General features: G+C 41.8%; 23 protein-coding genes. 16 read left to right on the forward strand and 7 right to left on the reverse strand.

The features are described 5' to 3' along the window. Positions 1–22: 22 nt before the first annotated feature. The gene (locus NWQ57_RS09015) at positions 23–847 is read left to right on the forward strand and encodes a Dam family site-specific DNA-(adenine-N6)-methyltransferase (protein WP_306021816.1); all 825 of its coding nucleotides are present in this window, start codon (positions 23–25) and stop codon (positions 845–847) included. Between the two features lie 45 nt (positions 848–892). Here the strand turns inward: NWQ57_RS09015 and NWQ57_RS09020 are convergent, their stop codons facing one another. The 3 genes from NWQ57_RS09020 to NWQ57_RS09030 all read right to left on the reverse strand — a co-directional run bounded on the left by NWQ57_RS09020 (position 893) and on the right by NWQ57_RS09030 (position 2,282). Then, on the reverse strand, positions 893–1,102 hold the full coding sequence (locus NWQ57_RS09020; protein ID WP_306021817.1) for a DUF2970 domain-containing protein: 210 nt from the start codon (positions 1,100–1,102) through the stop codon (positions 893–895). Between the two features lie 7 nt (positions 1,103–1,109). Then, positions 1,110–1,397, reverse strand: coding sequence for a hypothetical protein (locus NWQ57_RS09025; RefSeq protein WP_306021818.1), 288 nt, complete (start codon positions 1,395–1,397; stop codon positions 1,110–1,112). A gap of 231 nt (positions 1,398–1,628) precedes the next feature. Continuing rightward, complete coding sequence (locus NWQ57_RS09030) at positions 1,629–2,282, reverse strand: TorF family putative porin (protein ID WP_306021819.1); 654 nt, start codon at positions 2,280–2,282, stop codon at positions 1,629–1,631. Between the two features lie 322 nt (positions 2,283–2,604). On the opposite strand from NWQ57_RS09030, the gene rpe reads away from it, so the two are divergent. The 8 genes from rpe to NWQ57_RS09070 all read left to right on the forward strand — a co-directional run bounded on the left by rpe (position 2,605) and on the right by NWQ57_RS09070 (position 11,125). Further along, the gene (rpe, locus tag NWQ57_RS09035; RefSeq protein ID WP_306021872.1) at positions 2,605–3,288 is read left to right on the forward strand and encodes a ribulose-phosphate 3-epimerase; all 684 of its coding nucleotides are present in this window, start codon (positions 2,605–2,607) and stop codon (positions 3,286–3,288) included. A gap of 30 nt (positions 3,289–3,318) precedes the next feature. Next, a complete protein-coding gene (trpS, locus tag NWQ57_RS09040; RefSeq protein WP_306021820.1) occupies positions 3,319–4,326 on the forward strand; it encodes a tryptophan--tRNA ligase in 1,008 nt (335 codons plus the stop codon). A gap of 100 nt (positions 4,327–4,426) precedes the next feature. Beyond that, entirely contained in the window at positions 4,427–5,020 is a 594-nt protein-coding gene (locus NWQ57_RS09045) for an aminodeoxychorismate/anthranilate synthase component II (RefSeq protein ID WP_306021821.1), read from the forward strand. Positions 5,021–5,155: 135 nt separating this feature from the next. Next, entirely contained in the window at positions 5,156–6,271 is a 1,116-nt protein-coding gene (locus NWQ57_RS09050) for an HDOD domain-containing protein (RefSeq protein WP_306021822.1), read from the forward strand. 259 nt (positions 6,272–6,530) lie between these two features. Then, complete coding sequence (locus tag NWQ57_RS09055) at positions 6,531–7,736, forward strand: aspartate aminotransferase family protein (RefSeq protein WP_306021823.1); 1,206 nt, start codon at positions 6,531–6,533, stop codon at positions 7,734–7,736. Positions 7,737–7,761: 25 nt separating this feature from the next. After that, positions 7,762–8,796 carry an arginine N-succinyltransferase gene (gene astA, locus NWQ57_RS09060; protein ID WP_306021824.1) on the forward strand — a complete coding sequence of 345 codons (1,035 nt, stop codon included), beginning with the start codon at positions 7,762–7,764 and terminating at the stop codon, positions 8,794–8,796. Positions 8,797–8,798: 2 nt separating this feature from the next. After that, complete coding sequence (gene astD / locus NWQ57_RS09065; RefSeq protein WP_306021825.1) at positions 8,799–10,271, forward strand: succinylglutamate-semialdehyde dehydrogenase; 1,473 nt, start codon at positions 8,799–8,801, stop codon at positions 10,269–10,271. 23 nt (positions 10,272–10,294) lie between these two features. Continuing rightward, on the forward strand, positions 10,295–11,125 hold the full coding sequence (locus NWQ57_RS09070; RefSeq protein ID WP_306021826.1) for a DUF1338 domain-containing protein: 831 nt from the start codon (positions 10,295–10,297) through the stop codon (positions 11,123–11,125). A 68-nt stretch (positions 11,126–11,193) separates the two neighbouring features. Here NWQ57_RS09070 and erpA read toward each other — a convergent pair whose 3' ends face one another. Together erpA and NWQ57_RS09080 are read right to left on the reverse strand one after the other, a co-directional pair. After that, positions 11,194–11,538 (reverse strand): iron-sulfur cluster insertion protein ErpA, encoded by a 345-nt coding sequence (erpA, locus tag NWQ57_RS09075; protein ID WP_306021827.1) that lies wholly within the window; start codon positions 11,536–11,538, stop codon positions 11,194–11,196. Positions 11,539–11,605: 67 nt separating this feature from the next. Beyond that, on the reverse strand, positions 11,606–12,313 hold the full coding sequence (locus NWQ57_RS09080; RefSeq protein ID WP_306021828.1) for a DUF6776 family protein: 708 nt from the start codon (positions 12,311–12,313) through the stop codon (positions 11,606–11,608). A 153-nt stretch (positions 12,314–12,466) separates the two neighbouring features. Here NWQ57_RS09080 and NWQ57_RS09085 point away from each other — a divergent pair, with 153 nt between their 5' ends. The 4 genes from NWQ57_RS09085 (at position 12,467) to NWQ57_RS09100 (ending at position 16,302) form a co-directional block, all read left to right on the forward strand. Continuing rightward, the gene (locus NWQ57_RS09085) at positions 12,467–14,143 is read left to right on the forward strand and encodes a chloride channel protein (RefSeq protein ID WP_306021873.1); all 1,677 of its coding nucleotides are present in this window, start codon (positions 12,467–12,469) and stop codon (positions 14,141–14,143) included. A gap of 19 nt (positions 14,144–14,162) precedes the next feature. Then, a complete protein-coding gene (hemJ, locus tag NWQ57_RS09090) occupies positions 14,163–14,591 on the forward strand; it encodes a protoporphyrinogen oxidase HemJ (protein WP_306021829.1) in 429 nt (142 codons plus the stop codon). Between the two features lie 96 nt (positions 14,592–14,687). Further along, positions 14,688–14,870 carry a hypothetical protein gene (locus NWQ57_RS09095; protein ID WP_306021830.1) on the forward strand — a complete coding sequence of 61 codons (183 nt, stop codon included), beginning with the start codon at positions 14,688–14,690 and terminating at the stop codon, positions 14,868–14,870. Positions 14,871–15,282: 412 nt separating this feature from the next. Then, positions 15,283–16,302 (forward strand): 5'-methylthioadenosine/S-adenosylhomocysteine nucleosidase, encoded by a 1,020-nt coding sequence (locus tag NWQ57_RS09100; protein ID WP_306021831.1) that lies wholly within the window; start codon positions 15,283–15,285, stop codon positions 16,300–16,302. Positions 16,303–16,397: 95 nt separating this feature from the next. Here the strand turns inward: NWQ57_RS09100 and NWQ57_RS09105 are convergent, their stop codons facing one another. Both NWQ57_RS09105 and zapE read right to left on the reverse strand, forming a co-directional pair. Continuing rightward, positions 16,398–17,126, reverse strand: a complete 729-nt coding sequence (locus tag NWQ57_RS09105; protein WP_306021832.1) for a YebC/PmpR family DNA-binding transcriptional regulator — start codon at positions 17,124–17,126, stop codon at positions 16,398–16,400. A gap of 94 nt (positions 17,127–17,220) precedes the next feature. Beyond that, positions 17,221–18,318 carry a cell division protein ZapE gene (zapE, locus tag NWQ57_RS09110; RefSeq protein WP_306021874.1) on the reverse strand — a complete coding sequence of 366 codons (1,098 nt, stop codon included), beginning with the start codon at positions 18,316–18,318 and terminating at the stop codon, positions 17,221–17,223. A 226-nt stretch (positions 18,319–18,544) separates the two neighbouring features. On the opposite strand from zapE, the gene NWQ57_RS09115 reads away from it, so the two are divergent. The 3 genes from NWQ57_RS09115 (at position 18,545) to NWQ57_RS09125 (ending at position 21,565) form a co-directional block, all read left to right on the forward strand. Continuing rightward, positions 18,545–18,973 carry a ZapG family protein gene (locus NWQ57_RS09115; protein ID WP_306021833.1) on the forward strand — a complete coding sequence of 143 codons (429 nt, stop codon included), beginning with the start codon at positions 18,545–18,547 and terminating at the stop codon, positions 18,971–18,973. Between the two features lie 78 nt (positions 18,974–19,051). Next, on the forward strand, positions 19,052–20,416 hold the full coding sequence (locus NWQ57_RS09120; RefSeq protein WP_306021834.1) for a DegQ family serine endoprotease: 1,365 nt from the start codon (positions 19,052–19,054) through the stop codon (positions 20,414–20,416). 99 nt (positions 20,417–20,515) lie between these two features. Beyond that, complete coding sequence (locus NWQ57_RS09125; protein ID WP_306021835.1) at positions 20,516–21,565, forward strand: trypsin-like peptidase domain-containing protein; 1,050 nt, start codon at positions 20,516–20,518, stop codon at positions 21,563–21,565. Positions 21,566–21,655: the final 90 nt, after the last annotated feature.

The following is a 21,655-nucleotide window of genomic DNA, read 5'->3' on the forward strand; positions in this document are numbered from 1 at the left end:
TTAGGCAGCAGTATTAGTCACTATGGCGTTAAAAAAAAATAGAGCATTCCTAAAATGGGCAGGTGGAAAATACAGTTTAATTGAAGCTATAACCGCAAAGTTACCCTACGCGAATAAGTTGATTGAGCCCTTTGTGGGTGCCGGTTCAGTTTTTTTAAATACGCAATATCCTAAATATCTATTAAACGATATCAATCCGGATTTAATTAACCTCTATAAAATAATTCAGAAACGTGCTGACCACTACATCGCAGACAGTGCCAGTTTATTTGTAGCAAGTAATAATTGTGAGACGCGGTATTATGCCTTGCGTGAGAAATTTAATCTCAGCACTGATCGGTATGAAAGAGCGGTTATTTTTCTTTATCTAAACCGCTTTGGCTACAACGGACTGTGCCGTTATAATCAAAAAGGCATATTTAATGTGCCTTTTGGCCGTTACAAAGCCCCTTACTTTCCGCTAAAAGAAATCTTATTTTTTGCAGAAAAATCGCAGCAAGCGGTCTTTACCTGCTTACCCTTTGAGCATGTTTTTTCGCGTTCTCGTTTAGGCTCTGTGATTTACTGTGATCCACCTTACGCACCGATTAGTCAAACGGCAAAGTTCAATAGCTATGCTAGCGGCGGGTTTTCCCTAAGCAGTCAAAATGTGTTAGCTAAGCTAGCCGAAAAATCAGGGTATGAGCGTAATATCCCTGTACTGATTAGTAACCACGATACCCCCTTTACCCGTGAGATATATCAACAGGCTCGATTAACAGAATTACAAGTTAGTCGTTTTATAAGTCAAAGTGGCGGCACACGTAATAAAGTAGGAGAACTGCTGGCTCTATATCAGGCTGATTAAACCTTATTGAAATAATGATTTATGCAGCGATACCGCCAAAGGACACTAGTTGGGTACGATATAAGACACTAAAAAGATAAGCCCAATTATAAACAGCAAGACAAAGATTACCCCTACCACGATATACGGAATAATGGATTGTTGTTGAAAATCTCGCTCTCTGTTTTTAGCGCTTTGCACGCCAAAAGCACTAGCAGCAACGCTCTTGACTATATCAAATAGGGAGGTTTTTTGCGGCTTGTTCGAACTTGCCATGATGGCCCTAAGCCGCTGGTTTGTTTTTAGGTGCTTCAGTTTGACGAGACAGTAGCTCAAGCAAATCTAAAAAATGGAACTGATAAGAATTTGACCGACCACTGACCCATGATAACCAACTAACTTGTTCAACATTTGATGTTGCGCACCGATTAATAGGGTGACTCATTGGTAGCTCACTCGCAAAGACAACATCTTCAGAGCAATCACAAACTGCAACACCATCGTCTGCCGTTGGAAATTGTGCATAACTGAGCATCACCGTTAGGATACCAGCACTCAGGATGAATAACATTTTTGACTTCCTGATCATCACGTTAGCTCCGTTTGAAATACTTTGTTGCATTATACTGATGTACAAAACTTCAACAAGGTAACTTTACCGTAATTACATGTCCGTTCATCTCATGTTCAGTTTAGCAACTAGCATCGCCATCGTTTTGTTACAGCCCGATATTTCAGACAAAAAAATACCAGCATCAAAGCTGGTATTTTTCTGATTAAGCCAAATTGGTTAAATCAATAATTAGAAGCTCGTGCCCCAGCTTACAACTAATTTCAAATCGTCGTCACCAGATTCTTCTTCAGCTTGTGAGATTGAAAAAGTGAAATCGCCTTTGCTGATGTCTGCTTGGATATGTGAATAGTCACCATCGCTGCCAGCATCAAAGTCATAATAACCAGCAGTTAAGCCCAAACTAAAATCGTTTGGTAAGTCAAAGCCGTAGCTTACGTGGTAATACATATCGCCTGTATCAAATGCAGAACCTTCGTCAACTTGGCTGTTGATAGTATAAGCTACGCCGAAACCGAAAGCGCCAACACCGCCATTGAAGTAAATCTCACCGAAGTCAGAATCAGTAAGATCCGAGTAGTTGTAGTAAATGTAACCAACATCATAGGTGAAATCATCACCACCGCTAAAACCTAAATAGAAATCAGCTTCGGCGCCAGCACCTTCACTTAAAGAACCAATCCAAGTTCCAGCATAAAAGCCGCTTTCGTCTGCGTAATCTAAACCACCAGATACAGAAGCTGAATCGCCACTCTGGCTTACACCACGCCATAAGTAATTGCTGGTCGCACCGATGTTGGCACTCACTTCAGCAGAAGCAAACTGACTGAATCCTGATGCAGCTAGTAGAGAGGCAGCGATAACGCTTAGTTTTAAAGTTTTCATGTGTGTACTCCAGTTTTATTTATAATACTTTCAGTGTGTTAACTTCTGATTCTGTCGTTATTTTTGTATTTTTATTTCACTTGTAACGCAAATCTAATGCCTAAAAATAGTTGATCTAGGCTTAATAAAAAAAACAAAGTAAACTACTGATTTATATCGATAATTTATTTTACTTTTTTATTTTGGCCAGATTTTAGCCTAAACAAATGCGCCTTCTTTGCACCAATTTGCAACATAAGGGCCTTGATGGTGCAAACCTTGAGTCTAGGTAAATAGGCGTTTTTTCTGTAAAGTAGGGGTTTTAGATTTGACGAGACAAAGCATGCAAGACTATTTGATTGCTCCTTCAATTTTATCTGCTGATTTGGCCAGGTTAGGCCAAGAAGTCGACTCTGTACTTGCAGCAGGTGCAGATGTAATCCATTTCGACGTAATGGATAATCACTATGTGCCTAATCTGACGTTCGGACCGATGATGTGTAAGGCCCTCAGAGACTATGGGATCACAGCCCAAATCGATGTGCATTTGATGGTGCAGCCCGTTGATGACTTAATAGAAGGTTTTGCTAAAGCAGGGGCTAATTTAATTAGTTTTCATCCCGAGGCATCAAAACATCTTGATCGTAGTATCCAGTTAATTATTGATTCAGGCTGCAAGCCCGGTTTAGTAATTAATCCAGCGACCCCTTTAAATTATCTAGATGATGTCATGCATAAGTTACATCACATACTGTTGATGTCGGTAAACCCTGGATTTGGAGGCCAGCAATTTATCCCACATAGTTTGGTTAAATTAAGGCAAATCAAACAAATGATTGTACAATCGGGTTTTGACATCAGATTAGAAATTGACGGTGGCGTAAAAGTCGATAATATCCGCAGCATTGCTGAGGCAGGAGCCGACATGTTTGTTGCGGGATCTGCTATTTTTAACCAACCAAATTATCAGCAGGTCATCGATGCCATGCGCCATGAGTTATCCTTGGCAAAACCACATTTTTGTTAATTATCACCAACTATTGTAGACACAACTATCATGACAAAACCTATTGTACTTAGCGGCTGCCAGCCATCCGGACAACTATCTATTGGTAATTACATTGGTGCATTGCGCCAATGGGTTGGCATGCAGGACGATAATGAATGTTTATACATGTTAGTCGATCAGCATGCGATCACGGTTAGACAAGAGCCTAAAGAACTGCACAAAGCCTGTTTAGATGGCTTAGCCTTATATATAGCTTGTGGTATCGACCCCGCTAAAAGCAGTATTTTTATCCAGTCACATGTACCAGAGCATTCTCAGCTCGCTTGGATAATGAACTGTTATGCGCAAATGGGTGAGCTCAATCGTATGACGCAGTTCAAAGATAAATCAGCAAAAAATATCAGTAATATTAACGTTGGGCTTTATAGTTACCCCGCCTTAATGGCAGCAGACATTCTGCTCTATCAAGCCAATGTTGTACCTGTGGGCGAAGACCAAAAACAACACTTAGAGCTGACGCGTGATATCGCGACTCGTTTTAACAATGTTCACGGTGACATCTTTACTATCCCTGATCCTTATATTCCTGAATTTGGTGCTCGAGTAATGAGCTTACAAGAGCCAACCAAAAAAATGTCAAAATCAGATGATAATCCCAACAACTTTGTGGGTTTATTGGAAGCGCCTAAAGTCATCAGTAAAAAAATTAAACGCGCCATGACTGACTCTGATGAACAAGCTCGTATTTACTTTGACGTAGCAGAAAAGCCTGGGGTATCCAATCTACTTAGTTTGCTGTCTTGTGCGAGCAACCGCTCTATTGATTCGCTTGTACCAGAGTATGAAGGGAAAATGTACGGTCATTTAAAAACCGACGTTGCTGATGCAGTCGTCGCTCTATTAGAGCCAATTCAACAACGTTACGCTGCTTTGCGGGATGACCGCACAGAGCTGGATCGAATCATGCGCATTGGCGCTGAAAAAGCCCGTGAAAAGGCAGCAACAACCTTGGCAAAAGTATATGAAGCAGTGGGGTTTGTTGCCCGTCCTTACTAAATACTCTTAATGTAATGGCTGCCGCCCAAGTAAGAACTCATCTTTTTTGCTTGGGGGGGTATTAAAAGCTTTCATTGACATGCACTAGGGCCACTTAGCAATGCTACTGTTAATCGATAACTATGATTCGTTTACGCATAACCTAGCCCGTTACTTTGTTGAGTTAGGGCAACATGTGACGGTTGTACGAAACGACGAAATAAGCTGTTCAGATATCGCGAAATTAAATCCCAACTATTTAGTTATTTCTCCCGGGCCGTGCACCCCTGATGAAGCCGGAATTAGCCTAACAGCAATTGAGCAATTTGCCGGCAAAATACCTCTGTTGGGGGTGTGTTTAGGGCATCAAGCCATTGGTCAAGTATTTGGCTGCCATGTCACTCGCGCGCAAAATATTAAACACGGTAAAACTTCGCTGGTTCAGCATGGTAACAGTCCCATGTTTAAGGGGATTCCTACCACGTTTACGGCCACACGCTACCATTCACTGATCCTAGATCAGGCCAGCATTAGCCAAGAATTTGCGGTAAGTGCGTGGTGCGAAGAACAGGCTAATCTGCAAGAAGTGATGGCGATTGAACACCGGTCTATGCCCCTAGCGGGTGTGCAATTTCACCCAGAATCCTTGCTGACTGAATTTGGTCATGAAATTTTAGCGAATTTTCTGGCATTCAGTGCCACTAAAAGCTTTTAGTTGGTGCTTTTTTCTAGCACAATGCCTAGTAACAAAAAATTTACAGACATAAACCCTAACATTTACCAGTAAAAAAATAACAATAAAATGACTGACTCCACCAGCATACAAGCGCTAGTAAACCAACGATACCACATGCTTTTTTTAGATGTTAAGGCAGCGCAAGCAAGTTTACTCAATATAGACAAACCGACTTTAAGTGTTATCGAAATTGAGCAAAGTAAGACAGCGCGAAGTTTATTAAGAGTTGAAAAGCAAGCTATCCGAGAAAAAGATCTCAATCAAAAACAAACACTCAATTTTTTAAAAGAAAATTTAGATCGTCTGAACCTTAAAATTGAACAGCGGCTGGTAGAAGAATTAAAGAACACTGAAAATCTGTATCAAAAAATAGTGGGCGTTGATGCGTCAATACCCGAGCTCTTAGACTTTCTCAGTGCAAAAGCCGCTACGATTTCTCGGGTAGAAACCTTGGCCGGTCAAATTCCCTGGTTTTATCAAGAATTACTGAAAGTAGCTAATCAACCTAAATACCGCCGCACAGATAGCAAAGGTAAAACGATTTTAATCGATAGCTTGCGTGTGGCATTAAATATGTTCGGTATCGAAAACTTAAATCCTGTGGTGTTGTCCTTAGCCATACGTCGCTGGTTACCACAGATCACGGATCCCTATCCAAAAATCAAAAATAGAATTTGGGAGGAGGCCTTAGCAACAGCACTAAGTGCTAAAAGGCTCGCCCCACTGTATGACGTCAATGAAGACAATGCCTTCAGTTTAGGAATGTTACACGTTATCGGTACTATTGTTGTGGTAAGACTCTACTTTAGACTATTCGATACGGTACAAAGAGAAGCTCTTGTGGATGCACAAAACCAGCAGCTACATGAGCAACACAATGCCATCTCTCGTCTAGAACCATCTGGCGAATTTTTAAATCAGTTAATTGATAAGTATGCTTTAGCAGTTAGTGCTGATCTAATTAAGATGATGGATTTAAAACGGATTTTCATTGCTGACGCCATGCAAGAAGTCGCGAATAACGCGCCTTTAGCGGAAATCACGCCATTGGCACTCATACTCACACAAGCGATGGGCTACAGTCGTTATCGCTTACTTAAAATGAACAGTTTAATTAACGTTGATGAAGCTAAGACCTACGTAGCCAGCCTCGGCTTACCCAAAGGCGCGCTGGCATTATTAAAAACAACCGACATCAGAACCTTGAATTTAGTCGTATTAAATAAATAATTTTTTTCAGCATAATCATTCATCCCCTTCAATTTTATTACCAAAGCGCTGATTCACTTAACGAATCGGGCTTAGCTAATGGCAAATGTCAGACATTCTATGCAGCTTATTAAATAGTTATTCACTATTAGTGCAAAATTACATGAAAGCCTTTAAATATAAGGATTTGGTCTTTGCTGAGGTGCAGACAAGCGTTGTTTTTCCTGTAATACTACAGCACTTTTTTTAGCCAATTGGCCGCAATTTTAAAGGTAGCACTATGAATGTCACACGCGATTTATTTAATGAAGTGATGGTACCCAACTACAATCCAGCAGCAATGATCCCAGTCAAAGGGCTTGGCTCTCGAGTGTGGGATCAAGAAGGCAAAGAGTATATTGATTTTGCTGGCGGTATTGCAGTAAATGCCTTGGGTCATTGTCATCCAGAATTAGTTGCCGCGCTGACTGAACAAGGCAATAAGTTGTGGCACCTAAGCAACGTATTGACTAACGAGCCAGCCTTACGGTTAGCCAAAAAACTCACTGATGCCACCTTTGCCGAGCGAGTATACTTCGCCAACTCAGGCGCAGAAGCCAACGAAGCCGCGTTAAAGTTAGCTCGTCGGTATGCCCTTGATGTTTATGGTGAACACAAACAACAAATCATCGCGTTTAAACAAGGTTTTCACGGCCGTACATTTTTTACTGTTACAGTGGGCGGCCAAGCGGCCTATTCAGATGGTTTTGGACCAAAACCCGGTGGCATTGATCATGTCGATTACAATGATTTAGCGGCGCTTGAAGCCTTAATGTCAGACAATACCTGTGCAGTCATGATGGAGCCCTTACAAGGCGAAGGCGGTATTATCAGCCCATCTGACGAGTTTGCTAAAGGTGTCAAAGCCTTATGTGAAAAGTATCACGCCTTGTTGATATATGACGAAGTGCAATCTGGTGTAGGTCGTACTGGCGAACTTTATGCGTATATGGGCTTGGGTATCGAACCGGATATTCTAACCACAGCTAAAGCCTTGGGTGGTGGTTTTCCCATTGGTGCGATGCTCACCACTGCTCGTATTGCCGAGCATCTCAAAGTAGGTACGCATGGCAGCACCTATGGTGGAAACCCCTTGGCCTGTGCAGTAGCTGAACGGGTGCTTGACGTGGTTAATACGCCGGAAGTACTTAACGGTGTAAAACACAAAGAACAAATATTCCGTCAAGGCCTTGAAATTATCAACCAAAAATACGCTTGTTTCACTGAAGTTCGTGGCCAAGGTTTACTGCTTGGTTGCGCATTAAATGAAAAATATGCAGGTCGTTCACGAGACTTTCTTGTTGCCGCTGCTGATGAACAGCTAATGTGCTTAATTGCAGGTGCTAATGTTATTCGTTTTGCACCTTCTTTAATTATCCCAGATGAAGACATCAAAGAAGGCTTAGCTCGATTCGAACGTGCTGTCGCGAAAGTTGTTAATGCTTAAGTAACAATGAAGTGAGTAAGCGAACATGAAAGTTATTCGTCCAATCAAAAGCAGTGACTATGATGCATTGTTTGATATTGCCAATGAGTCTGGAATAGGGTTTACCTCATTACCAGTCAATGAAGCGCTGTTAAAGCGTAAAATTGAACAGTCGCAACTCTCATTTGCCAAAGACATCAATGAGCCTTGCGACGAAAGTTACTTGTTTGTAATGGAAGAAACAGACACTGAAGAAGTGGTTGGAACAAGTGCAATTGCGTCAACCGTAGGTTTAGATGATGCCTTTTATCACTATCATTTGAGCAAAGTGGTTCATGCGTCTCGCGAGCTGAACATTTACAACACGGTCGATATTTTGACCTTGTGTAATGACTACACCGGTGTATCTGAAATATGCACCCTGTTTTTACGTCAGTCAGCCCGCGAAGGAAGTAACGGCAGACTACTGTCTAAATTTCGCTTTTTATTCATGATGGAACACGCACAGCGTTTCTCTGATACCGTGATCGCTGAAATGCGTGGCATCAGTGATGAAAATGGCCAGTCGCCTTTTTGGCAGTGGCTTGAAGAGCACTTTTTCTCAATGGACTTTCCTACCGCTGACTACCTTACCGGAATTGGTCAAAAGCAATTTATCGCTGAATTAATGCCCAAGTATCCCATCTACGTAAGCTTACTGAGTAAACAGGCGCAAGCCGTTATCGGTAAAGTGCATGAAAAAACCAAACCTGCCCTGCAGATGCTTGAAAAAGAAGGGTTTATCTGTCGAGGTTACGTGGATATTTTTGATGCAGGCCCGACTGTTGAAGCTAATTTAAAGCACATACGCACAGCACAAACTAGTTGCAAGATGGCCATTAAAATTAATGACAAATTAGCCACTCAAGGCCGGGAGTATTTCGCGATTAATACCAAAGTTGCCGATTTTAGAGGTGTATGCACACGACTCAGTATTGATGAAGAGCATGACATTGTGTTCATCAATCAAGCGGCAGCTGATGCGCTTGGTTTAGAAAATGGCCAACAAATCCGCTTCGCCCCAACCACATTCAGGACATAATAATGAATAACCATACCCATTTTATCGATGGACAGTGGCTTGCAGGCCAAGGTCATCCAATCCAATCTGTCGATCCTGCAAAAAAAACCGTTATTTGGCAGGCCGTCAGTGCAGATAAACAACAAGTTGAGTTGGCAGTAACATCAGCTCGAGCCGCGTTTATTGGCTGGAGCCAACTCAGTTTTGAGGCTCGTTTGACCATTGTCAAAAAGTTTGGCGAGTTACTGGGTACCAACAAAGATGCCTTAGCCCTGGCGATAGCGCAAGAAACTGGTAAACCCTTGTGGGAAACCGCAACAGAGGTTGCTTCTATGATAGGCAAAATTGCCCTATCTGAAAAAGCTTATCAACAACGCACCGGTGTTACTGAAAACCCAATGCCACTGGGCAAGGCCTTTATACGCCATAAGCCTCATGGCGTTGTTGCAGTGTTTGGCCCCTATAATTTTCCCGGCCATCTGCCTAACGGTCATATCGTGCCCGCGTTGTTAGCAGGCAATACCGTGGTATTTAAACCCAGTGATCTGACGCCCTTAGTGGCAGAACTAACGGTTGAACTATGGCAACAAGCCGGTTTACCTAATGGGGTATTAAATCTTGTGCAAGGTGAAGTTGAAACAGGTAAAGCCTTAGCGGCCCATCCGGGTCTTGACGGCTTATTTTTTACCGGTAGTTCACGCACAGGAAAAATATTGCATGAACAATTTGCCGGTCACCCGGGTAAAATTTTGGCGTTAGAAATGGGCGGTAATAATCCGCTTGTGGTGAAAGACGTAGCTGACATTGACGCGGCCGTGCATGATATTATTCAATCAGCGTTTATTACCTCTGGACAACGCTGCACTTGCGCTCGACGTCTATTTTTGGCTGATAACGCCCAAGGTGATGCCATACTTGCCAAGCTTATTACGGTAACTAAAACCCTAACAGTTGGCCAATACGACGCACAACCTCAGCCATTTATGGGGGCGATGATTTCAAGTCATGCAGCTGCCTCTATGCATAAGGCACAACAACAATTGTTGTCGTTGGGTGCCGTCAGCCTAGTTGAACTCACACACTCAGATACCGAATCAGGTTTTGTTACCCCGGGCATTATTGATGTAACTGAAATACTTGATAGCCTGCCCGACGAAGAACACTTTGGCCCCTTACTTAAAGTCATTCGATATAATGACTTTGATGCTGCCATTAGCGAAGCAAACAACACGAATTTTGGTTTATCTGCCGGTTTATTGGCTGATGATAAAGCCGATTACGAGTATTTTTATCAACGTATTCGTGCCGGTATCGTTAATTGGAATCGGCCTATCACCGGTGCAAGTGGGGCCGCGCCATTTGGTGGTATAGGCGAAAGCGGTAATCACCGCGCTAGCGCATTTTATGCAGCAGATTATTGCGCGTACCCCGTGGCATCCGTTGAGTTGGACAAGGTTGCTTTACCCAGTAGTTTAAGCCCTGGTTTACATATTTAATTTTCAGTTGGGATTTCATTATTATGCATAGCAAGGTTAAAGATTTATTCGCTAATTTGTGGGAAAACTATGTGGCTATTACGCCCTCGGCTGAAAAAATTCATGCTTTGTTAAACACCTTTGAAAAAAGCCATAGCAGTAGTGAAGCGCCGATCATTAATGATCACATTGCGCTTCGAACGTTTAACATTGACAAAATTAGTCTAGATAAACTGGCTCAGCACTTTTTAGCGCTAGGTTATACCGAGCAGGGCCAATATGAGTTTAAACAGAAAAAACTCGTCGCTAAACACTTTGAGCACCCAGATGATACCCTACCTAAAGTATTCATCAGCGAATTGTTAGTTGAAGAAATGCCCGAACATATTCAGCATATCATTTATTCGTTAGTGGACTCAGTAGCGAATAATGCCGCTGACAAACCAGAATTTTTATACTCAGGTGCGCATTGGCAAATATCAGCGGCTGACTACGCTAGTTTGGTAGCTGAATCAGAATATGCTGCCTGGATGTCAGTTTGGGGATTTAGAGCTAACCACTTCACGGTAAGTGTTAACCATCTTTCTCATTTCACGGAGCTAGCAGCGTTGAACGCTAAACTTATCGAAGCGGGGTTCGTATTGAATCAATCAGGAGGCGAGATTAAAGGGGGTCCAGAAGTTTTACTGGCACAATCTTCCACCATGGCAGATAAAATAACCGTTAAGCTCAGTGATGCAGAATTGAGTGTACCAAGCTGTTTTTATGAATTTGCCCAACGCTACCCCATGGATAACGGCAAGCTGTATCAAGGATTTGTTGCTGCGTCAGCTGATAAAATATTTGAAAGCACAAACGCTACCACTACCATGTAGTGATACGTTAGTGATAAAAAAACCCGCTTTAAATGAGCGGGTTTTTGCTTTTAGGGATTATAAAGGAATTAAACCGTAAAAGAAGAGCCACAGCCACAGGTCGTAGTGGCATTGGGGTTATTCACTAAAAAGCGGGAACCTTCTAGACCTTCTGTGTAATCGACTTTACCCCCTACAAGATATTGTAGGCTCATAGGGTCAACCACCAAAGTCACCTCATCATTGTCGATAGTAGTGTCACCTTCATTGACTTTCTCATCGAAAGTAAAACCATATTGAAAGCCTGAACATCCACCACCAGTAACGTACACCCGTAGCTTTAGATTCGGATTTTCTTCTTCTTCAACTAAGGCCTTTACTTTTTTGGCAGCAGCGTCGGAAAATTCAATTGGAAAAGCGGTTTGCGCCGACATAACTAGCCTCAACTTTCATTAACAAAAAACTGGGGAGTATTATCCAGTACTTGAGTAATATGGTCAACTATTCACTGATATTAGACACCACCCAATTAAAGGTAGAGTGCAACTCACCTTTTTTACTGTTGAATTGATATATTTCAGACAAAATCGTGACTCTTTCTACCTGAAAATTTTCAGGTAATTGCAACTCGCCATCTACCACCTGAAAATATTTAAAACTAAATACTAGCTGCTGTTCCGGATTAACCAACACCTCTTTTAAGGCATATTGTTTAGACTGCCCTGCTTCACTCCCCACTAAAGTAACTTCTAGATTACCTTTGATAGTGCTTTTAATCTTTTCTCGCTGCAGCATCACAATTTCAAAACGATAAGAGCGTTCACTTAAAGACTTTTCAACATTAAAAGCTTCGATCGCGAATCCCTCTTGGGTCAATTCTGGCGCCATAATTTGCTGATAAAAGGCAAGGTCTTTCTGCAAAACGCTTTCTCGCTCTATGCCCTGCTTAATTTCAGTAAAGTTTTTTTGCTGGGCTAAATTGAGTACATCGAGCTCAACCCGAAGGATATTAAGCTGCTTCACCACTTTTTCATTTTCTGTTTTTAGGTTTTGCAGACTTTGATGCAAGCTCGAAATTTCGTTTTGCTGCTCGTTATACGCATAATTTCCTAGGTAAAACCCTAAATAGAGTAAGCCGCTACAGCCTAGTACTAAAAAAACATAGGTTCGAAAGGCTCCCCATTTTTGTTTCAAACGTGACAATCTCAAAAATTCATTTCCTTTTTACCTTGTTAACTACCGACAGTGTTAGATGATGTTTAAAAGTACTATCGACTATCAGACAAAATTTACATAAGCTCAAGTATTACAATAAGTTGTGATAAAATCACTGCTTCATACTCGCCAAATGGTAACAGCATGATAACGCTAGCTGCGTTTAGACAAGAATTAGCGTACCCCCGCACCTCAATTCAGTTATGTATACTGGGTATTGTTGGTGGGGTCAGTGCCGCTACATTAATCATTTTGTTTCGCCTGTGCATAGAATGGTTACAATTACAGTACTTGTCTGAAGTTGATCACTTTGCAGAGTTGTCCCCTATTTATCGCTTAGCCATGCCTATCATTGCCGCTGTGGCCATTATCTTTATTGCTTACCTCACCGGCTTTAAACATTACCGAATGGGTATCCCCTTTGTTATCCATCGTATTAAATATTATTTTGGCCAAATACCAAGCCGCACCACCATAAACCAATTTTTGGGCGGCACAATCGCCTTAGCCTCTGGATTTTCAGTTGGCCGTGAAGGGCCTTCCGTGCATCTAGGCGCCGCAGGAAGTAGCTTTTTTGGTCAGTGGTTAAAGCTGCCCTACAACAGTATTCGCATTCTCTCAGGTTGTGGTATTGCAGCTGGGATATCAGCATCGTTTAATACACCTTTTGCCGCCGTTATCTTTGTCATGGAAGTCGTACTGCGCGAATACAAAATTCATATTTTTATTCCAATTATGTTAGCAGCAGCCTGTGGCAGTGTTATGACCCGCTTGGTTTTTGGCAGTACCCATGAACTCTCTTTTATTCAGTTTACTGAATTTAGTCATTGGATTTACCTATATCTAATCCTGTGTGGCATCATTTTGGGAGGTTTAGCGAGCGTATTTAATAACCTTTTGATGCAGGTTATCCGTGGATTTAATCGATTTAACATGATTAGACGTTTATTAATTGCTGGGGTCATCACCGGTATTGTAGGTTTTTATCTACCTGAAGCTTTAGGTGCTCATTTTAACTCTGCGGACACGCTCATCTCTAATCAACAGTACTCGGTATTAATCGCCGTGTTAGTTGCCAAATTTATTCTTACTATTGTTGCCATCGGCCTCGGTATACCAGGCGGTATTATGGGCCCCGTGTTTGTCATTGGCATGTTAAGCGGTGCGTTGCTCTCCAGCCCTTTGGGCTTATTTATGGCTGACAGTAGCGAGTTAACCGGCAGTTTTTCACTGTTGGGCATGGCCGGTCTTATGGCTGCAGTGGTACATGCGCCTTTGGCAGCATTATCGGCTGTGATGGAGCTTTCTTTTAGTCCTGAACTTATCTTGCCTGCTATCTTAGTTATTGTGCCCGCTTATGTTACTTCGACCCAATACTTAGGTAATAGCTCTATTTTTATTCGCCAGCTCGACTATCAAAAATTACCTTATACAAGCTCGTCAGTCATTGAATCCTTGCAAAAAACCGGCGTTCTGGCGGTCATGGACAAAGAATTTAAATTATTCAAAGACGCTGAAAAAATGCACATTATGACGTTTTTAGAACAGGCTCCTACCCACCCTGTTATTTATTGCACAGACTCCAGCATTGATGTGCAATACTCACTTGTCCACTTTAACGTTAGCCTAGAAAAAAACTCTGAGGCCTTAATTTATAGCAAAATAAGTGGTGTGGGTGCGCAAGCCACCTTAGCGGAAGTCTATGAGTTATTGCAATCAGCCAGAGATGGCGCAGTGTACGTATATGGCAGAACGCATTCCGACATAATCGGGGTGATAACCTGGCACAAATTACGTAATTATTTGCACCAAGCAAGTTACTAAGAAGGAGTAAAACCACGCTATGTCGATTCTTTGGATAAAAGCGCTGCATGTGTTTTTCATGGTCGCTTGGATGGCCGGAATTTTCTACTTACCGCGTTTGTTTGTTTATCATGCGCAAACTGACAATCAAAATGTCAAAGATCAATTTAAGATCATGGAGCGGCGTTTATGGATGTTTGTCACCCCCTTTGCCGCTTTGACCTTATTCTTTGGAATCTGGCTAATTTATAGCTACGGTTTGGCATGGTTTAAAGTCTCTACGTGGTTACACATAAAATTGATATTTGTATTCGCTTTATATATTTACCACTTTTATCTCTTAAAACTACTGAAGCAATTTGCGCAAGACAATAACCAACACTCAAGTCGTTTTTATCGTTTTTTGAACGAAGCACCGGTATTGGCTCTATTAGCGATTATTTGTCTTGCAGTAGTCAAACCAATTTAGAAATTTTTGGTATAACACAATGATTTACTTATTGTTGTATTAATAATTCCTTGTGCTAAGTTTGCTGTAAGACAACACGTTAAGTTGAGAATAGATATGGATATCTCCCAGCACCACTTAAGATTATTGTTAAAAAACACTGATACCGCCTTCGAGTTACTCAAAGAGCATCCTCAATCTCAAGAGTGTGCGCTTAACTATGAACAAGCTAAATTTGAATTAGATAATTATTTAGTGGATATGCGCCTATCTTTAGGCAATAAAATCAAACACCGTTAAGCCTAATTAATCTGCTAAACAAACATGATACTAGGGCGTGTTGACGTTTGCGGTTTGAAGTTTGGCCGTAATGGATGTAAAGCGTTTGTGCTGCATTGCTACAGCTTCATTACTCTCTCATGCTTTATCCTACGAATTCCGCCAAATTCGCTGTAAAAACAAATACTAAATCTTAGCATGCTCTTATATCTCAGCTTCCGCTACGCCAGATAACGATGGCATTTGTGAGAATTGGCGACGCCATTCTCTAGACGCTGAAAAGTTGGCATGTATTTATCATACTCACATTAATCTTAGGTATTTCGCCATAAAAACTGACCAAATAGTCAAGGTTTTGTACAAATACATGCACTAAGTCAGCCCAATGCCCTAAAACAGAGCAATTTAATCGCCATGATGAGATGAAAAAACGATGAACGTACCGCTAATAAAAATCCTAGCTCCCTTTGTATTGTTGATAGTCACTTTGAGCGCGCCAGGCCATGCTGAAAACTATGCGCAATACGGACCTAAAACCTTCACTACCACCAACAAGTGGACGGCTATTGTTGCTGCTTATGAGCCTGAAATTCAGGCGATAGATGAGGCCTTCGCCCAACTTACCGATGCTAAAATCGAACAAACCCTAACTATCAAGGGCGTCAAATATCAGGTAGGACAGTATAAGGGTGAACCAATCGTCATTTTCACTACTGGGATCAGTGTACCCAATGCGGCAATGACCATTCAAATGGCGCTTGATTATTTTCCTATTGAAAGGGTGGTGATGATGGGGATTGCTGGCGCGGTTAACCCTGAATTTCATCCTGGCGATATCGCTATTCCCGAGAGATGGTACTTTCATGATGAGTCGGTGTACGTTAATCCTGATCCAAAAAAACAGGGCGAGTTTGTTTTACCGGATTATTATGAAGCCGCTTTAAACCGCTATAAAGCGCGAAGAAAACAAGATCCTCACTCTCCCGCTTATGAAAATTTTGGTTACATTCACCCTGAAGAAATGGCAGTTATTAAAGAAGGTTGGGACGAACCAAAGCAAATGCCCTACTTCAGTGCCACCCCCAAATTAATTGAATTAACCAAACAAGCGATTGCTAAAATTGAGCCGATCAAAATGCCCTCTGGTCATCCAATTAACATTAAAGTAGGTGGTAATGGCGTGACAGGTTCAGTATTTTTAGATAACGCGGAATACCGCCAATGGTTACAACGCGTATATAACGCGCAAGTTACAGAAATGGAGTCAGCGGCAGTGGGGCAAGTCTGTTTTGTGAATGACGTAGACTGGGTCATCATTCGTTCAATCAGTGATTTAGCAGGTGGTCAACAAGGTAAAAATGTTGAAAACGTATTTGATGGCATCGCCTCAGGAACGGGCACAAAATTACTCTTAGGTTTACTCGACCAAATTATTCTGGCTTATCCTAACTAAGTTGCCACAGTGTAGGCTAAGTAATATTAAGACGAAAAAAAACCGAGCTCAAAATGACTCGGTCTTTTTTTAAGGTCTAAGCTACTAAGTGCTTATTATTCTGGACGCTCTACGGTGGCGTTATGATAAACATCTTGAACGTCATCACAGTCTTGTAACATGTCCATGAACTTATCAAATACCGGCACATCGTCGCCACTAACGATAGTTTCTGTTTGAGGTAAAAAGGTGATCTCTTCTACATCAAACTCAATGTCAGGATTATTGTTGGTCAATGCCGTTCTGGTATTGTTATATTCAGTGTGCGGTGCATAAACCGTGATAACACCGTCTTCACATTCCACTTCAGTGACATCCACATCCGCTTCCATTAAAATTTCAAGCACGGCGTCTTCATCATCACCCTTAAAGGCAAAAATGGCTTGGTGATCAAACATGTGGCCAACTGTACCGGCAACACCTAGTTTTGAATTAGTTTTAGTAAAGCAGTTACGCACGTCAGTGATGGTGCGGTTATTATTGTCAGTCAAACAATCAACAATTACCATGCATCCACCGGGTCCAAACCCTTCATAGCGAGCTGGCACATAATCTTCACCAGCGCCGCCAGCGGCTTTGTCTATGGCTTTTTCAATAACGTGACTGGGTACTTGATCTTTTTTTGCTTTATCCATCAACCGTCGCAGAGCAAGGTTTGCTTGTGGGTCGGTACCACCATTTTTAGCACATACGTAAATTTCTTTACCGTATTTGGAATAGACTTTGGTTTTAGCACCCGCCGTTTTGGCCATGGCCACTTTACGAACTTCGAATTTTCTTCCCATAAGATTCTCTTCTAATTAACTATTAGATTTCAATTGGCGCGGATTTTACCCACTTTCAGTCAAGAGTACAAAAGCTAAACCGCATAGTTTGCAATTAAGGAATATGCTGAGTCGCTAAATATTCATGAGACTGCATTTCTTTTAAACGACTCAAACACCGCCTAAATTCAAAGTTCAATCTGCCTTCTGAGTACAACGAGGTCAACTCAACAGCACCTGACATAATGAGTTTTACATTTCGCTCGTAAAACTCATCCACCATTGCAATAAAACGTCGAGCTACATCATCACTCGCTTGGCCCATTTGCTCTACATTAGCAACCAGTACGGTGTGATAACAGCGGCTGATTTCAATGTAATCCGATTGGCTTCTGGGGCCATCGCAAATCGCTCTAAACTCAAACATCACCACACCATCAGCAAATTGAATTGTAGGGATAAGACGCCCTTCGATTTCAATGCTTTGTCTTTCGACACCTTGCTCTGGTGCCAATTGTCTGAAATATAAATGCAAATTTTCCATGGCTTGAGCATCAGCCGGGAAATGATAAATTTCTGCCTGTTTCAATGTTCGTAAGCGGTAATCTATACCGCTGTCAACATTCACAATGCGAGTATTTTGATTGATAAGCTCAATAGCAGGCAGAAAACGAGCCCGTTGCAAACCATTGCGGTACAGTTCATCAGGAACGATATTTGACGTAGCCACTAATACAATACCATGACTAAACAGCTCTTCCATTAAGGTACCAAGTATCATTGCATCGGTAATATCCGATACAAAAAACTCATCAAAACAAATAACACGGGTTTCTAATGCCAGTTTTTTAGCGATGATTTTTAAGGGGTCTGACTGACCGTGCAAACCTTTTAATTCTTGATGTACACGATGCATAAAACGGTGAAAGTGAATGCGCAGTTTACGACCAAAGGGCAAACATTCATAAAACGTATCAACTAAATACGTTTTGCCGCGGCCCACTCCTCCCCAAAAATATAGCCCTTGGATACTTGGCCGTTTTAAGCTTTTGCCAAACGCAGTTTGTAACTTAACCCGCCACGTGAGTTTTTTTTCAGGTTGAGTAAGCTCTTCATATAATCGTTGTAACTCTTTAACCGCATACTCCTGCGCGGGATCGTAATGAAACCCTTCGTCTTTTAGATCGTTTTGATATTTTTGCCAGGGACTCATACTTAACATAGAGCGATTTACTTCCTTTGAACTTTTATTAATAGCGAACAGTGCATACTTGATAACAAATAAAATGACCGCATTAAAACGGCAGAGCGTATAATATACCTAAACCACTAGGTTAGTTAAAAAACTAAGTGATTTGTGCCCTTGGAAATAATACCCAGAGTTAAGCTCTGGTATTGCACTAAGTTGTGCCGAATCTTTTTATTATTAAGGAGTTAAGATGGATTGGTTGATTGGTATTTTGTTGCTTTTGGTAGGTGGGATCATAGGCTATTTTGTTGCAAAGTTTGTCAATGAGAGAAAATTATTAACCAAAGCTGACGCAGCTTCTGAGCAAACGGCCAAAGAATTAATGGTTCAACAGGCCAATAACCATATTCAAGAGTCGAAACAAATAGCGCAGCAATTGGTGCAACAAGCCCAAACTATGAATGAACAAATTAATGCTTATGAACAGCTCATTATTAACATGAACACCGCAGAAGACGGGACTTCACTCAGTTATTTTGGTGAACATGCTGCGGCCTACTTACGTCACAATTCAACTAAACAAAGCAGAGATAAAGCCGTGACCGAATTTCAACCTTTGGATTTTGCCTCTCAGGGCTCTGGCCTGTTTTCGGGCACAGAAGAGAAAAAAGCCAAATAATTAGGTTATGAACTTTTTTATCTGTCGGATAGTCACTGTAGTGTTTATAAATTAAGGCTAAATTGGAGATTCAAATCGATGAATAAAGTAGTTAATCGTTTTTTTGCTGCCTGCTTGGTTGTAACGTCAACGGTTTCAATTCAAACGTCAGCCAATGCTGCATTACCGTTCTTTTCAGATGATAAAACAGAGGTGCCTAGTTTAGCGCCTATGATAGAAAAGGCGACGCCAGCAATCGTGACAATATCTGTAGAAGGCACGCAAGTTTCTCGCCAGCGAGTACCAGAGGTATTTAAACACTTTTTTGGTGCACCTGATGAGCAAGTGCAAGAACGTCCGTTCAAAGGCTTGGGGTCTGGAGTGATTATTGACGCTGACAAAGGCTATATTGTTACCAATAACCACGTCGTAGATAACGCCAGTGAAATTACTGTTACTCTTACCGATGGCCGTGAATTTAAAGCCAAAAAGATGGGCGCTGATGCTCAAAGCGATATTGCCCTCCTCAAAATAGAACCTGAAAAACTCATTGCCCTGCCTTTAGCAGATTCAGACAAAGTGCGAGTAGGAGACTTTGTTGTGGCGATTGGTAATCCGTTCGGCCTCAGTCAAACGGTAACGTCGGGCATTGTAAGTGCTTTAGGTCGTTCGGGCCTGAACATCGGCGGTTTAGAAAATTTTATTCAAACCGATGCGGCGATTAATAGAGGTAACTCAGGTGGCGCACTAGTCAGCCTTCGTGGTGAGCTTGTGGGTATTAATACCGCGATCTTTGGACCTAACGGTGGAAACGTCGGTATAGGTTTCGCCATTCCTTCTAACATGATGAAAAGCTTAGTTGACCAGATTATTGAATTTGGTGAAGTACGCCGCGGATTATTAGGGATCTTAGGTCAGGATGTTGACTCTGGTTTAGCTGAAGCAATGAACCTGAATGTGAGCAAAGGAGCCTTTGTTAGCGAAGTATCTCCAGATTCTCCCGCTGAAAAAGGTGGCATTCAAGCTGGCGATATCATCACTGATTTAAACGGTATTGCAGTAACTAGTTTTCAGGAGTTACGCGCCAAAGTAGGCAGCAAAGGAGCCGGCAGCAAAATAAGACTGGGTTTATTACGTAAAGGTAAAAAAGTAAACGTTGACGTAGTGCTAGGTGATGCAACTCAAACGGTGGTTGCAGCTAAAGAAATTCACCCTGCCCTCGAAGGCGCAACCTTAACGAATGGCAAAACCAAACAAGGCGATGAAGGCGTGATTATCTCTGAAGTAGTCGCTCGCTCTCCCGCCGCTATGATTGGTTTACAAGACGATGACGTTATCATTGGGGTAAATCGTCAAAAGATTGATAATGTAGTGGCTTTACGCGGGGCACTAGACAGTGCCAAGGGTGTTATTGCTCTGAGTGTGATACGCGGCAATTCGTCTCTGTATTTAGTCATTAGGTAAATTAAAATTGAGTTGATAGTAATCAGTTGATTGCTATCAACTCACTGATTTCAGTGCTATTCTTGCCAGTATCTCTGTGAAGAAAAAAATTATCAGTCCGTGCTTAAAACAATCTCCTTTATTTTTAAATCAATTCTCATCGGTGTAGTTGTCTCAAGCATCATTCTATTGTTAGTCCCTGATCTGCGTAAAGGCAGTGACATTTCTTGGGCTTTATTTAGTAAACAAAAAGTCACCCAAGAAAAACTCTCATTTAATCATGCGGTTAATGCGGCTGGACCTGCAGTAGTTAATATCTACAGTATCGACAGTACTGTAAGCTTTAACCGCCGTCAGCCGGTAGAACGTATCAGCATTGGTTCTGGTGTGATCATGACCGAATCAGGTTATATCTTGACCTGCCAACATGTTATCGAAAATGCCAACAGTATTTTGGTTGGCCTGCAGGATGGTAGACGAGTAGAAGCACAAATTATCGGTAAAGATCCTATTACAGATTTAGCCGTGTTAAGAATTAATGCCGACAACCTGCACGTTATTCCACAGCAAGACAACCCTGACATGCGAGTGGGCGATGTGGTGCTTGCAATAGGTAACCCTTACGATTTAGGACAAACCATCACTCAAGGTATTGTCAGCCGCTTTAGTCAGAGCTTATTAGCCAATTATTTTGACTATATTCAAACTGACGCGGTATTGAACGAAGGCAATTCTGGCGGCGCATTGGTTGACAGCAATGGCTATCTAGTGGGGATCAATAACGCGAATTATAAAACCCTAGACAGTCGGCGCAGAGTAAAAGAGGTAGAGGGCGTATCCTTTGCGATTCCTTACGATCTCGCTAAAAAAGTCATGGATGAAATGATCACTAATGGCAAAGTTACCCGTGGCGTATTAGGGTTTGGTGGACAAGAAAATCCACTTGGTGATGGCATTTTAGTCACATCGGTGACACCTAGCTCGCCTGCAGAAGTCTCTGGTTTGCACGTTGGCGACATCGTGGTTTCTGTCGACACTTTAGCGGCCAATGATCTGAGAAAAACGCTAGATTTTATTAGCAATACTCTGCCAGGTAAAACTATGGAGCTGAAGGTTAATCGCAATAAAACGCTACTGACAATACCCATTGTGGTGGCAGAACTTAAATAAACACGAACCTGCACAAGAAATAGCCATTAAACTAATATTCTCTTTTTATAACAGAATATTACCTCACATTTTATATTCAAATTTAGGTCA

This window comes from Paraglaciecola sp., assembly GCF_030730205.1.
Taxonomy (GTDB): Bacteria; Pseudomonadota; Gammaproteobacteria; order Enterobacterales; family Alteromonadaceae; genus Paraglaciecola.